Annotated in this window: 14 protein-coding genes; 2 read left to right on the top strand and 12 right to left on the bottom strand. The window is 60.4% G+C overall.

Annotated elements, in window-relative coordinates; all coding sequences use genetic code 11:
• Positions 1–44 precede the first annotated feature (44 nt).
• Positions 45–1,478, top strand: coding sequence for a methylenetetrahydrofolate--tRNA-(uracil(54)-C(5))-methyltransferase (FADH(2)-oxidizing) TrmFO (gene trmFO, locus FHX06_RS10275; RefSeq protein ID WP_183879098.1), 1,434 nt, complete (start codon positions 45–47; stop codon positions 1,476–1,478).
• A gap of 11 nt (positions 1,479–1,489) precedes the next feature.
• Here the strand turns inward: trmFO and FHX06_RS10280 are convergent, their stop codons facing one another.
• From FHX06_RS10280 to yajC, 5 genes are all read right to left on the bottom strand, one after another.
• Positions 1,490–1,957, bottom strand: a complete 468-nt coding sequence (locus FHX06_RS10280; RefSeq protein ID WP_112545764.1) for a hypothetical protein — start codon at positions 1,955–1,957, stop codon at positions 1,490–1,492.
• A 69-nt stretch (positions 1,958–2,026) separates the two neighbouring features.
• The gene (locus FHX06_RS10285; RefSeq protein WP_409564370.1) at positions 2,027–2,881 is read right to left on the bottom strand and encodes a phytoene/squalene synthase family protein; all 855 of its coding nucleotides are present in this window, start codon (positions 2,879–2,881) and stop codon (positions 2,027–2,029) included.
• A complete protein-coding gene (locus FHX06_RS10290) occupies positions 2,878–3,264 on the bottom strand; it encodes an Mth938-like domain-containing protein (RefSeq protein WP_112545766.1) in 387 nt (128 codons plus the stop codon). The genes FHX06_RS10285 and FHX06_RS10290 overlap by 4 nt, the downstream gene beginning before the upstream one ends.
• A gap of 4 nt (positions 3,265–3,268) precedes the next feature.
• Entirely contained in the window at positions 3,269–5,788 is a 2,520-nt protein-coding gene (secDF, locus tag FHX06_RS10295) for a protein translocase subunit SecDF (protein ID WP_183879102.1), read from the bottom strand.
• Positions 5,789–5,831: 43 nt separating this feature from the next.
• Complete coding sequence (yajC, locus tag FHX06_RS10300) at positions 5,832–6,179, bottom strand: preprotein translocase subunit YajC (RefSeq protein ID WP_112545768.1); 348 nt, start codon at positions 6,177–6,179, stop codon at positions 5,832–5,834.
• 209 nt (positions 6,180–6,388) lie between these two features.
• Here yajC and FHX06_RS10305 point away from each other — a divergent pair, with 209 nt between their 5' ends.
• Entirely contained in the window at positions 6,389–7,261 is an 873-nt protein-coding gene (locus FHX06_RS10305) for an ATP-binding protein (protein WP_112545769.1), read from the top strand.
• Positions 7,262–7,359: 98 nt separating this feature from the next.
• Here the strand turns inward: FHX06_RS10305 and FHX06_RS10310 are convergent, their stop codons facing one another.
• From FHX06_RS10310 to FHX06_RS10340, 7 genes are all read right to left on the bottom strand, one after another.
• Positions 7,360–8,967: a peptidoglycan DD-metalloendopeptidase family protein gene (locus FHX06_RS10310; protein WP_183879104.1), complete on the bottom strand. Its 1,608-nt coding sequence runs from the start codon at positions 8,965–8,967 to the stop codon at positions 7,360–7,362.
• A 261-nt stretch (positions 8,968–9,228) separates the two neighbouring features.
• Positions 9,229–9,882 (bottom strand): protein-L-isoaspartate(D-aspartate) O-methyltransferase, encoded by a 654-nt coding sequence (locus FHX06_RS10315; protein ID WP_112545771.1) that lies wholly within the window; start codon positions 9,880–9,882, stop codon positions 9,229–9,231.
• Entirely contained in the window at positions 9,879–10,652 is a 774-nt protein-coding gene (surE, locus tag FHX06_RS10320) for a 5'/3'-nucleotidase SurE (protein ID WP_183879106.1), read from the bottom strand. The genes FHX06_RS10315 and surE overlap by 4 nt, the downstream gene beginning before the upstream one ends.
• A gap of 4 nt (positions 10,653–10,656) precedes the next feature.
• The gene (gene serS / locus FHX06_RS10325) at positions 10,657–11,940 is read right to left on the bottom strand and encodes a serine--tRNA ligase (RefSeq protein WP_113013576.1); all 1,284 of its coding nucleotides are present in this window, start codon (positions 11,938–11,940) and stop codon (positions 10,657–10,659) included.
• A gap of 94 nt (positions 11,941–12,034) precedes the next feature.
• Positions 12,035–12,862 (bottom strand): twin-arginine translocase subunit TatC, encoded by an 828-nt coding sequence (gene tatC, locus FHX06_RS10330; protein ID WP_112968510.1) that lies wholly within the window; start codon positions 12,860–12,862, stop codon positions 12,035–12,037.
• Positions 12,859–13,500 carry a Sec-independent protein translocase protein TatB gene (gene tatB, locus FHX06_RS10335; protein ID WP_112545775.1) on the bottom strand — a complete coding sequence of 214 codons (642 nt, stop codon included), beginning with the start codon at positions 13,498–13,500 and terminating at the stop codon, positions 12,859–12,861. The genes tatC and tatB overlap by 4 nt, the downstream gene beginning before the upstream one ends.
• A 51-nt stretch (positions 13,501–13,551) precedes the next feature.
• Positions 13,552–13,743 (bottom strand): twin-arginine translocase TatA/TatE family subunit, encoded by a 192-nt coding sequence (locus tag FHX06_RS10340; protein WP_007813596.1) that lies wholly within the window; start codon positions 13,741–13,743, stop codon positions 13,552–13,554.
• Positions 13,744–13,889: the final 146 nt, after the last annotated feature.

Genomic DNA, 13,889 nt, shown 5'->3' on the forward strand with positions numbered 1-13,889 from the left:
ATTCTATTGTTGGATCGCATGTCCTGGCGTGATATCAGCCGCCAATGACCAATAATTCCTCCTATTCCCCCATTCATGTCATCGGCGGCGGACTGGCCGGCTCTGAGGCCGCGTGGCAGATCGCCCATGCGGGCGTTCCGGTGATCCTGCATGAAATGCGCGGCGTGCGCGGCACGGATGCGCACAAGACCGATGGACTTGCGGAACTCGTCTGTTCCAACTCCTTCCGCTCGGATGATGCTACAAGCAACGCCGTCGGCGTCATCCATGCGGAAATGCGCATGGCCGGTTCGCTGATCATGGCGTCGGCTGACGAACATCAGGTGCCGGCAGGCGGCGCACTGGCTGTCGATCGTGATGGCTTCTCTGATGCCGTGACCAAGGCAATCCACGAGCATCCACTGATCACGGTCGTGCGTGAAGAGGTTTCGGGCCTGCCGCCGAAGGAATGGGATCAGACGATCATCGCTACCGGTCCATTGACGGCGGCATCGCTTGCAGGCGCCATCCAGGCGGAAACGGGCGAAGATTCCCTTGCGTTCTTCGATGCCATCGCACCGATCGTCTACCGTGACAGCATCGACATGGATATCTGCTGGTATCAGTCGCGCTACGACAAGGTCGGCCCCGGCGGCACCGGCAAGGACTATATCAACTGCCCGATGTCCGAGGAGCAGTACAATGCATTCGTCGACGCGTTGATTGCCGGCGATGCGGTCGGTTTCAAGGAGTGGGAGGGCACGCCCTATTTCGACGGCTGCCTGCCGATCGAGGTGATGGCCGAGCGCGGACGCGAGACGCTGCGCCATGGACCGATGAAGCCGATGGGCCTTACCAATGAGCACAATCCGACGGTGAAAGCCTATGCCGTCGTGCAGCTGCGCCAGGACAATGCGCTCGGCACGCTCTACAATATGGTCGGGTTCCAGACGAAGCTGAAATATGGTGCCCAGGCAGAGATCTTCCGGCTGATCCCGGGCCTCGAGAATGCCGAATTCGCGCGGCTCGGCGGCCTGCATCGCAACACCTACATCAACTCGCCGACTTTGCTCGATCCATCACTGATGCTGAAATCGCGCCCGGGCCTGCGGTTTGCCGGTCAGATCACCGGCTGCGAAGGCTATGTGGAAAGCGCAAGCGTCGGTCTGCTGGCAGGTCGCTTTGCCGCTGCAGAACGCAAGGGCGAGCCAGTTTCCCTTCCGCCAGCAACAACGGCGCTTGGCTCGCTGCTCGGCCACATTACCGGCGGCCATCTCGTCACCGACGAGGAGCCGGGCAAACGCTCGTTCCAGCCGATGAACATCAATTTCGGTCTTTTTCCGGAATTGCAGCCGGGCTCGATCGTCAAGCCAGAAGGCGTCAAGCGCTTCCGCGGCAAGGACAAGACGATCATGAAGCGACAGTTGATTGCCAAGCGGGCGCTTGCAGATTGCGCGGCCTGGCTGGGTCAGGACATCAAGCTCGCCGAAAGCGCCTGAAATTACTGCGGTTAATGCCCGTTTGCCGCTGAGGTATTCGGCGCGGACAATTCCTTATCCGGCTCGGCAACATAGTTGCCGAGCAGCCATAACGAGACCTCCGACGCCTCCTTGGCCGAGGTGAACTCGTAGGTGCCGTTGTGAGAGGGTGCATTGACAAATTCGATGCTCAGCCCCCTGCCCGTTTCGGAAGCGAGGACGCGCACCGTTCCCGGCTCGATCAGATGACAAGCGAAATGGCGCGACATGTTGCGCATGAAACCAGCCTTGTTGTCATGCAGGCGTACGAAGACGGCCTGACCGTCAGCGGTCGCCTGGAGCTGGCGGATTGCTTCGTTGGGGAAAGCCCGGCCGAATTCGATGATGGCAAGGCCCGTATCGTGCAGGCCATCTTCCTTGTTCTGAGCAGCCATGCGAGTCGCCACGAAGGCGAAGAAGATGACGATGGCGAAAAGAACGCACCAGACGATAATGCCCACGCGGATTCTCCGTTTAGAATGGGGTTACGCCTGACATAACGCACGAGACTTGCGCGAGTTTGACCGTTGTCAGATTTTCTTGCGCATGCCGGCAAATGCCATGCGCATCTGACGCCGCCATTGGGGCTCCTGAAGCGAGGCCTCCAGAACGGCGGCACCGCGCTTCTGCGCCTTCACCAGTACAGGTTCCGCAAGCACAGCAGGCAGGAAGGCGGGCAGGACCGATGGCGGCAGGACAGACGCCCTCGCCTTCGCAAGGTGATCTCGACCAAGCCCGGCAAAAGCTTCGATGGCCGCAGAGATGCGCGGCTTGTCCTCACCAGCCAAAAAAGTCTCCCGGTCGAGACCTGTCGCGGACAGGATTTCAAGCGGGATATAGACCTGGCCGCGGCGTTGATGGAGGGGCATCAGGAGCAGCATGCCTGAAATAGCCTGCGCCACACCGGCATGACCGGCGGCATCGGCGGATTTCATCGCCTCGTCAGGGGAAAGGATGAGGCCTGCAAGCTGGATGAGCGCCGAGGCCGTTTCACCCGCATAGCCCTCCAGCGAAGTACGGCTTTCCATCGGGTCGTCGTAGAGATCGAAAATCCGGGCCTCTATCATGTTGACGAGCGTCTGGCGTGGCAGCCGGTGCGCCTCGACGGCCGAAAGAAGGGCTGCCGCGAGCGGATTGGCCTCGGTCGAACCGTGTGCATTGCCTTCCAGGAGATCGCGCCAATATTGCATGCGGATTTCGCCGGGTAGCGGTTCGTGCACGAGGTCGCGGATGCGGGCGAGTTCGGCATTGAAGGCATAGAGGGCGGCGAGCGCACCGCGCTTGTCATCAGGCGACAGCAGGCAGGCGAGGTAACGGTCGCGATCGGTGTCGCGCAGCATCGCCAGGCTGATATCCTGGTTCGTCCTTGTATCGCTCATGTTCAGACTGCGATCAGGGCGGCGGCGACGGCACGCTGCTCGGAGAGCATGATATTGAAGGTTCGCACGGCGGCACCGGTGCTCATCGGGTCGGAAGAGATACCGCGCGCCTTGAGCGCGGCACGCAACTCTGCGGGCAGGCGGCGAAGCTCCGTGCCGGTGCCGACCAGCAGAACTTCAATATCGGCCGCCTCATCGAGCACCTGGCGGAAATTCTCGACCGACAGAGGCTTCGTCATATCCATGTCCCAGCCGTGAATGCCCGACGGCAGGCAAAGGATGGAGCCGCGATGCGACATATCCGCAAAACGGAAGCCACCATTGCCATAGGTGTCGATGGGAGCGCGGCCCGGGAAATGGGCGTCGCGGATTTCAATGCCTTTTGCCATATGCCTATACCGCCGGCTTGCCGGATTTCATGCTGATATCGCCCTCGTCCTCGCCATCGCTCTCCCGGCGCAGCCGGAAGATGATGAGAACTGGCGCCGCTATATAGATGGAGGAGAATGTTCCAAGCGCAACGCCGAAGAGCATGGTGAATGTGAAGGAGCGGATGACGGCGCCGCCGAAAATATAGAGCGCAAGCAGCGCCAGCAGGGTCGTGGCGGCCGTCAGGATGGTGCGCGACAGCGTCTGGTTGATTGCCGCATCGATCAGGATCGGCAGCGGCATCTTCCTGTAGCGCTTCAGATTTTCGCGCATGCGGTCGTACACGACAACGGTGTCGTTCAGCGAATAGCCGACGACGGTCAGAAGCGCTGCGACACTCGTCAGATTAAATTCCATCCCACTGAGCACGAAGAGGCCGAGCATGATGATGACATCGTGCAGCGTCGCAACGATTGCGCCGACCGCAAACTGCCATTCGAAGCGGATCCAGATATAGATTAGGATTGCGAATAGCGAGGCAAGGATGCCGACCGTCGCCAGCATCGTCAACTCACCGGAAACGGAGGGTCCGACGACCTCGACACGACGGAAATCGTAGTCCTCGGCCAGTTCGCCGCGAATGAACGTTGCGACCGACTGCTCGGCATTTTCGCCGCCATCCTGCGAGCCGACACGGATGAGGGCGTTGGTGGCATCGCCGATGCGCTCGACGCGCACCGGTCCGAGGTTCAGTTCGTTCAGACGGGCGCTCAGATCGGCAATATCGGCATTGCCCTGCTTCGCCTTGACCTCGATCAGCGAACCGCCGGTGAAGTCGATACCGAGTTGCAGGCCGACCGTTGCGAAGGCGAGCATTGCGGCGATGCAGAGTGCTGCAGATGCCGTGAAGACATAGCGGCGAATGCCCATGAAACGGATATTGGCGTGCTCGAACAGCCCGGTCAGCGCAGTCTTCGGCAGATGGCGCGGATTGAGCCTTGCAAGCCAGGCGGCCACCAAGCCGCGCGACAGCGTGAAGGCGGTCAGGATGGTTGTGAGAATGCCGACGGCGAGCGTCACAGCAAAGCCGCGGATGGATTCACTGCCGACGAAAAACAGAATGACGGCGGCGATGAAGATCGTGACATTGGCATCGACGATGGTTGAAAAGGCGCGCGAGAAGCCGCGCTCGACCGCCTGTGCGAAAGCCGTATGCGGTACCCTCTCCTCTTCGCGAATGCGCTCATAGATCAGAACATTGGAATCGACTGCCATGCCGACGATCAGGACGAGGCCGGCAATGCCCGGAAGCGTCAGTATCGCGCCGGCAACACTCAGCACCGCGACGATCAGCACCAGATTGAAGGCAAGCGACACGACTGCGATGATGCCGAGCATGCGATAGAGCGCTATCATCAGCGCTGCGACAAGCACGACGGCTACGATACCGGCGATCAGGCCGGAGAAAACAGATTCAGAACCAAAGAGCGGACTGACGGTGCGCTCTTCCACTGACGTCAGCGTCGCCGGCAGCGCACCGGCCCGTAGCATGACGACAAGATCCTGAACGCCCTCCTCCGAGAAATTGGCTGATATCTCGCCGCTTCCATCTGAAATCGGCGCTTCGATGACCGGGTTTGCCATGACCTGATCGTCGAAGACGATGGCGAGATGTTTTCCGACATTGGCCGTCGTTGCCTGAGCCAGACGTTTTGCCGCCTCCGCATTCAGCTTGTAGACAATCGCGCTGTCCTGGGTCTGCGGATCGGTTTTGCTATCGACTTCGGCAAAATCGGCACCCGTGGCGATTACCGTGCGATCGACGAGATAGGGAACCGGCGGGTCATCCAGAGAATACAGCACCTGCGACGTCGCGGGCCAACGGCCGGCAAGCGCCTGCTGGCCGGTCATGCTCTCATCGATGAGGTGAAACGAGAGTGCTGCAGGTTCGTTCAGCAGGTTCTTCAACCGCTCGGCATCGACGGAGCCCAGCACCTGCACGGCGACGCGATCGTCACCATCAGGACGAACGGTGAAATTCTCTTTGCCGAAACCGGCGATCCGGCGGGCGACGATATCGAGCGAGCGGGTCTGGGCAGCGAGCGTGTCAGCATCGATCGCCTTGTCGGAGATCTGCAGCGTCAACTGACCATCATTGCTCTGCTGCAGCGAGACGTCGGCCGATGTCAGCGACTTCAGGAGATCGGCTGCGGGCTGCAACTGGGCCATATCGGTGACCTTGACCGTCACCGTCTGCGCGGTACCGGCGAGCCCCGTATAGCGGATGTTGGCGCCGCGCAGCTTGTCGCGAACGCTGGCAACCGTGGCCTCCAGCCTATCCCGGACAATGTCGGAGCGTTCGAGGCGCAGTACGATGCGGGAACCGCCCTGCAGATCGAGACCAAGGGTGACGCGGTCCTGACGAACCCAGTTGGGCAGGGAGGAGAGCTGCGCCTGGCTTAAGAGATTAGGCGCAGCGACGACAACAGCCGCAATCGCGACCAGCCAGATCAGAAGTGTTTTCAAGCGGGAAAAATGGTGCATTCTCTCGACTATCTTCCGATCCGGCGGGTGTTGCTATCGCATGTTATGCAGCGTCGGCCTTGACCGGCTCGCCCTTGACGCGGATTTCGGAAATACCGGTGCGGACGATGCGCACACGCACGCCTTCGGCGATTTCAACTTCGACTTCCTTCTCGTCGACGACCTTCGTGACCTTGCCAACGAGGCCGCCGCCGGTGACGATCTGATCGCCGCGACGGATCGCCTTCAGGGTTTCCTCACGCTTCTTGGCCTGCGCCCGCTGCGGGCGGATGAGCAGGAAATACCAGACTACCATCAGCGGCACGAACAGGATGATCATTTCGAGGCCTGAGCCGCCGAAAGCGCTCGTAGCGTCGGTTGCGCTCTGGGCAAATGCCGGGGTGATAAACATGCTAAGCTCCTCAGGCTGTGGGCGGCGGAACCCCGCCTCTCTTTTCAGGTCGCCGGACTATAGTTGCAGCCTTGATGAATGCAACAAAAACAGCCGGAAAGCGTACCGATTCCGCTGCCTCATAACCTTTCCGCTGTGGAAAGGCCATGCTACCCGGCATCAAAAAAACGAAAGCGGATGATCGCTGCAATCTATGAAGGAGGCACCCGATGGCCGAGGAAATCAATAGCGTTCTGCTTCAGGAGCTGAAGAGGCTTGCAGATGCAGTCGAACGGCTGGCCGGCGCCCCACCTGCCGCCAATGATTGGACCGCCGCGGACTGCTTCGTCTGGTCCCCCGCCCGCCAGTATCTGCAGCCTGTCAAGCGCCCCAACCGCGTGGCGCTGAAGCTCATCCGCGGCGTCGATCACGTGCGCGATATCCTGCACGAAAACACGGTGCGCTTTGCCGAGGGCTATGCAGCCAACAACGTGCTGCTCTGGGGCGCCCGCGGCATGGGCAAGTCCTCGCTCGTCAAGGCCGTGCATGAAGATGTGCGGCTCGAAAGCGGCGTATCGCTAAAGCTCGTCGAGGTACATCGCGAAGATATTGCCAGCCTGCCAACGCTTCTTGACCTCCTCAAGGATACGCCGCACCGTGTCATCGTATTCTGTGACGATCTTTCTTTCGATCACGACGATACCGCCTATAAATCGCTCAAGGCGGCGCTTGACGGCGGCGTGGAAGGGCGTCCGGACAATGTGCTCTTCTATGCGACCTCCAACCGCCGCCATCTCTTGCCGCGCCACATGATGGAGAACGAGCAGTCGACAGCCATCAACCCATCCGAAGCCGTGGAGGAGAAAGTTTCACTCTCCGATCGCTTCGGCCTGTGGCTCGGCTTCCACAAATGCAGCCAGGAAGATTATCTGGCGATGATCGATGGCTATGCCGAATACTTCAAGCTTGGCCTCGAGCGCGAGAAGATGCATGCCGAGGCGCTGGAATGGGCGACCACCCGAGGCGCCCGCTCCGGCCGCGTCGCATGGCAGTATATCCAGGATCTGGCCGGCCGCCTGCGCATCCACCTCGATCGCGCTTGAGCACGACCTGGCGACACACCTGAAAGACGACAAAAGCCCGGCTGCTGGCCGGGCTTTTGCACATTCCTGAAACGCTCTACCTGCTCAGGAAGTATTTTCTACTCAAGGAATGTCATCGGGTTGACTGGCGACGCATCCTTGCGAACTTCGAAGTGCACCTGCGGCTGCTTGACGTTGCCGCTCATGCCCGACACGGCAACCGTCTGGCCGCGCTGGATCTTCTGGCCACGCGTGACGCTCAGCGTATCGGCATTGCCGTAAACCGTGACGGTGCCGTCGTCGTGACGGACGAGAACCGTGTTGCCGAGCTCCTTGAGACCATTGCCGGCATAAATGACCACGCCGTTTTCAGCAGCCTTGATCGCCGTGCCCTGCGGAACCGAGATATCGATACCGTCGTTACGGCTGCCGTTGACGTTTGCACCGTAGGCCGCGATCACCTGTCCGCGAACCGGCCAGCGATACTTGCCGATGCCGGTTGCTTCGGGAGCGGCAGCGCTGACATCGGACTTCTTCTCGACATCATCGACTGTCTGTGTCGCGGCAGCAGCCTTGTAAGGCGCCGGCTGTGCGGAGGCCGTCTGGACCGGAGCTGCAGCCGGCTGGGCGGGCTTCACCTGCTCCACCTTCTGGGCCGGGATGGAGGCCGTCTTGATCGTGTCGGCCGAGGCTGTGCCATTCGGGATCTTCAGCTCCTGCCCGATGCGGATCGAACTCGCCGACAGATTGTTGGCCGCCTTGATATCGTCGATGTTGGCACCCGTCGCCTTGGCGATCTTGGCAAGCGAGTCGCCCTGCTTGACCGTGTAGGTACCGGCGCCACCGTTCGGGTTCTTGCCGCCGCCTGCAGGAGCCTTGCTTGTCGGATCGGCGCTTGCGACAGCCTTGTCGCGAGCCGAGTTGGCACCCGGAACGACAGCGACCTTCTGTTCCTGGCCCTTCGTCGGCTGCGGCAGGTTGCCGGGCTTTGAAAGGTCGGCGGACTGGGCTGCGGCCTTGGCGGGATTGTTGCCGCCATTGAAGGTCGGGATGAGGATCGCCTGGCCGGGCTGCGCTGCGGAAGCCGTCTTCAGATTGTTGACGCGGAGAATTTCCTTTTCCGGAACGCCAAACCGGCGTGAAAGCACCGCGATGTTTTCACCAGGACGCAGCGTGACGGAAGGCGCATTGGCCGCCGACCAGCCCGAGACTTTCGGCGTCGTGCCCGTCGTCAGTGTATCGGTAGCAACCCTCGGAGCATTCACGCCTGCCGGGGCGATACGATCAGGCTTCGGAGCCGACGGGAACGGCTGAGCGAGAGCGACATTCCTTTCCTGCTGCCGGGGAGAAACAGACCCTGCGCTCGGCGGCGCGAGTTCGGTGCGCTGAACGGAAACCGGTGCGGATGCCATCCGTGCGGGGGAAGTGGCAACCGGATCATAGTTCGGGCGACCCGGATAGGGCTGGTTCATCGCACCATTCTGAGCGTAGGCCGGCTGCACGGCCGAACCACCGAGATCAGCGCGCGGCACCGGGTCGCCCTGCGGCCCGCTGAAACCCCTGCGCGGGATCGAATTCGTCGTCATCTGATCCTGCCCCGAGGAGGAAAACAGACTGCCGAAACGTGTTACATCGGAGCTGCAGCCTGTTGCTGCACTCGCCAGCAAGGTGACGACCAGAAGATTGCCGGCCGATTTCCCGAACTTCGGCGAAAGACTGAAACGCATGACTCGACCCACTTAGAACGCAACCATTTGTGAATCTATTAAAGCGCGTTAGTGTTACCATGCGGTTAAGGCGCTGGAATCAGTGCTATATTTTTGAGAACTTGATAACCATAAGTTTGCGGGCAAAAAATCATAGCCCGCAGGGCTTTGCGGTCTGCCGATGCATGTCGCGAGTCTTCAGGTTCGCATGCCATGCTTCTGATCTTTGTTTTACGGATGTCGTTGTTGCAAAACCGGTGCACCCGTCTTGCGTGTCTTGCTTTAAAGCTGGGATGCGAGGCGGGGAACAATCGGCAGATAGGGAGCGTCAAAAAGCTCTTCCCGCTCGAAGCGGCTTCCGGTTTTTGTCAGGCGAACCATGCGGCATTCGTTTTCAGAGATCATCAGCGGCGCAATCATCGAACCGCCGGAGACCAACTGATCGGCATAGAAGCGCGGCATGGAGTTGAAAGCAGCCGTGACAAGAATACGGTCGAAAGTGCCCTCGCCCTGCATGCCGCCGCTGCCATCAGCCTGGCGGATGATGACGCTGCGCAGGCTGAGGGCTTCCATTCGGCGCTGGGCCGAAAGTGTCAGCGTCTTGTAGCGATCGACCGTCAGCACACGCTCCGCAATGCGACCGATGACCGCCGCTGTGAAACCGCTGCCTGTTCCGATTTCGAGCACGCGCTGACCGGGGCGGACCTTCAGATGATGCAAAAGACGGACCACAAAATCGACGCCCTCTAGAAAGGAGCCGCATTCGATCGGGATCGTGCGGCTGGAATAGGCGTTCTCGGTAAATTGCGGTGGTACGAAAAGCGAGCGCGGCGTTTGCTCGACTGCCGTCAGCAGATCGATGTCGGAAATGCCTTCCGCGCGCAATCTCAAGACCAGCGCTGCAAAGCCTTCCTTCTCGGCCAGTTTTGCCGTCAACCCTTTACTCCGTGTCCGAGGGCCCGCGCCACGCGGTCCGTCACGGAATAATCGGTCAGATCAAGTTTCAAAGGCGTTACCGAAATCCTATTATGCTTGAGGGCGTGGATATCGCTGCCCTCGGTAAAGGCGCCGGCACGCTCGCCGAATTTCAGCCAGTAATAGGGAAAGCCGCGGCCGTCGGTGCGCGCATCGACCTGCAGGTTGAAGGCAAGCTTGCCCTGGGCCGTCACTTCCACGCCCTCGACCTCTTCAGGGCGACAGTTCGGGAAGTTGAGGTTGAGGAAAGTGCCTTCGGGCAGATCGACGGTCATCAGCTTTTCGAGGAGAGCAGGCGCGTGCGTCTCGCAGACCTCCCAGGGCAGGATCCGCGCGCCGTTATCGTAAACATAGGCCTGGCTGAGGGCGAAGGATCGCACGCCCTGCATCGTTCCTTCGATGGCGCCGGCAATCGTACCGGAATAGGTTACGTCGTCTGCAACGTTTGAGCCGGAATTGACACCCGACAGGACGAGATCCGGCTTGATATCCAGTACCTGCTTGATGCCCATGATGACGCAATCGGTCGGCGTGCCGCGCAGCGCATAATGCTTGTCGGAAATCTTCCGGAGCCTCAGCGGCTCCGAAAGGCTGAGCGAATGCGCAAGGCCGCTCTGGTCGGTTTCGGGGGCAACGATCCAGACATCGTCAGAAAGCACCCTTGCTATCCGTTCCAGCGCACCCAGGCCTTCGGCATGGATACCGTCGTCATTCGTCAGCAGGATGCGCATTGGCTCAGGCCGCCCGTTCGATCTTTGTCAGACCGCCCATATAGGGCAGCAAAACGTCCGGAATCGTGACCGAACCATCCTCGTTCAGATAATTTTCGAGAACCGCGATCAGGCAGCGGCCGACTGCGGTGCCGGAGCCGTTCAGTGTGTGAACGAACTTCGTCGCCTTGTCGTCCTTGCCGCGATAGCGGGCATTCATGCGCCGCGCCTGGAAATCGCCGCAGACGGAGCAGGACGAGATCTCGCGGAAGGTGTTCTGGCCCGGCAGCCAGACTTCGAGATCGTAGGTCTTGCGCGAACCGAAGCCCATGTCGCCGGTGCAGAGCGTCATGGTGCGGAAATGCAGGCCGAGGCGCTTCAGTACTTCCTCTGCGCAGGCCGTCATGCGCTCGTGCTCGGCAAGCGAGCTCTCGGCATCGGTGATCGAGACCAGCTCGCACTTCCAGAACTGGTGCTGGCGCAGCATGCCGCGCGTATCGCGGCCGGCGGAGCCTGCCTCGGAACGGAAGGACGGCGTCAGCGCCGTGAAGCGCAGCGGCAGTTTCTCCTGATCGAGGATTTCCTCGCGCACCAGGTTGGTCAGCGTCACCTCCGCAGTCGGGATCAGATAGCGGCCGTCCGTCGTCTTGAAGAGATCCTCTTCGAACTTCGGCAGGTTGCCGGTGCCGAACAGGGCTTCAGCGCGCACCATCAGCGGCGAAGACACTTCGGTATAGCCGTGTTCGGTCGTGTGCAGATCAATCATGAACTGGCCGAGCGCGCGTTCGAGCCTGGCGAGCTGGTTGGTCAGGACCGTGAAGCGCGAGCCGGAGAGCTTGGTGGCACGTTCAAAATCCATATAGCCGAGGGCTTCGCCGATTTCGAAATGTTCCTTCGGCGTATGGTTCCAGCGCGGTTTTTCGCCGACGATACGGGTGACGACATTGTCGTGCTCGTCCTTGCCGACAGGCACTTCGTCAAGCGGCACGTTCGGAATGCGCGAGAGCTGGTCGTAGAGATCGGCGGAAAACGCGCGCTCTTCTTCCTCGGCTGCCGGCAGGGTCTCCTTGATCTCGGCGACCTCGGCCTTCAGCTTGTCGGCAAGCTCGGTGTTCTTCTGCGCCATGGCCGCGCCGATCTCCTTGGAGGCGGCGTTGCGGCGGGAGAGCAGGTCCTGCGCCTTCTGCACGGCGGAGCGGCGCTTTTCGTCAAGGGCGACGAGAGATTGCGACAGAGGTTCCGCGCCGCGCTTGGCAAGGGCAGCATCGAGAGCCTCGGGATTCTCACGGATCCATTTGATATCGAGCATCGTCGTTCCAGATCGTTTCAACATAAATGAACCGGTCGGAGGAAACCCCGACCGGATGGGAAACGGCAGAACTCAGTGAAATGTCCTGATGCGCTCAGACATTGTCCGTCTTGGCGACGTCGGAGGATTCGCTGGCCTCTTCAACCGCCTGTTTGGAACGCTGACGCTCCACGAGTCGTGCCGCGTAAATGGAAATCTCGTAGAGAAGGATCGTCGGTAGTGCAAGACCGATCTGGGACATGGGATCGGGCGGTGTGAGCACCGCGGCGACCACGAAGGCAAGCACGATCGCGAACTTGCGCTTTTCGGAGAGCCATTGCGACGTCAGAAGGCCGACACGGGCCAGAAGCGTCGTGATCACCGGTAGCTGAAAGACGAGGCCGAAGGAGAAGACCAGCGTCATGATCAGGCTCAGATATTCCGAGACCTTCGGGAGCAGCGAAATTGCCACCTCGTCATGACCAGGCGCCTGCTGCATCGACAGGAAGAACCACATGACCATCGGCGTGAAGAAGAAATAGACCAGCGCCCCGCCCATCAGGAACAGGATCGGCGATGCGATCAGGAACGGCAAAAAGGCCTGGCGTTCGTTCTTGTAGAGACCGGGAGCGACGAACTTGTAGATCTGTGCAGCGATGATCGGGAAGGCGATCACCAGGCCGCCGAACATCGCGACCTTGACCTGCGTGAAGAAGAACTCCTGCGGCGCCGTATAGATCAGCTGCGCTTTCTCGACATCGAGGTGAGCCCAGCTGACAGCAAGCTTGTAGGGATAGACAAGGTAATTGAAGATGTGCTTGGCGAAGATGAAGCACACGATGAAGGCGATGAAGAACGCAGCGATCGACCAGATCAGCCGCGTCCGCAGCTCCATCAGGTGCTCGATCAACGGCTGCGGCTTGTCTTGTATATCACCGCTCATGCCTCATCCTTCTTATTTTTGGCGGCAGGCTTTGCGACAGCAGCCGGCTTCCTCGTCGCGGCAGCGCGCTTCGGCTTCTCGACCGGTGCCGCGACCAACGCAACCGCGTCAGCTTTGTCTGCAGCCTTCACACGCGGCTTGCGGACGGCCTTCGGCTTTTCAGCCACGGCGACCGGAGCAACGGTGGCGGCAGCGACCGGCTGCGGCGCCGGAACGACCGGCGGCGTTTCCGGCAGGCTCATTGACGGCGCCGGCGCGGAAACTTCCGCAGGCGGCGCTTCCGTCACAGTCCCGGTACCCTGCTCCAGCGGGCGCTGTTCTGCCGGGTTGTCGACCTTCGTCGAATTCTGCAGGTCGGCCTTGATCTCGTTACCCATCTGGCGCAGCGGGTTCATCGCCTCGCGCAGGCTGTTGACCGGGTTGAGCTTCTGGGCGTCGCTGATCGTGTTACGCACATCATCAAGCTCGGCTTCGCGCAGTGCTTCGTCGAACTGGGCACGAAACTCACCCGCGACCTTGCGGGCACGTGCTGTCATCTTGCCGAAAGCGCGCAGCATCGGCGGCAGATCCTTGGGACCGACAACCACGATCAGAACGACCGCGATAACCAAGAGTTCGGTCCAGCCAATATCGAACATGCAAGGCTCCTGAACGGGCGGCGCGGGGGCAGCGCCCTTTCCCGTACGTGATTACTTCGTTTCGTCGGCCTTGTGATCGACGGTCTTTGCTGCTTCGGGCGCGTCTTCGTCCGTCATGCCCTTCTTGAAGCTCTTGATGCCCTTGGCAACGTCGCCCATCAGTTCCGGGATCTTGCCGCGACCGAACAACAAAAGCACAATGGCCAGAACGATAAGCCAGTGCCACATGCTAAAAGAACCCATTACGCATACTCCCTGTTTCGATGTTCCCTCGATGTAAGAATTTCCGATCCGGTTTCCAACATCAATCCTTCTGGATTGAGCTTAATGTCACGGTATCGGCCTTTGTGACAAGCCATTCGTCCATCGAAAAATCGTGATTGACATTG

The organism is Rhizobium sp. BK512 (genome assembly GCF_014194915.1).
Classification (GTDB): domain Bacteria; phylum Pseudomonadota; class Alphaproteobacteria; order Rhizobiales; family Rhizobiaceae; genus Rhizobium.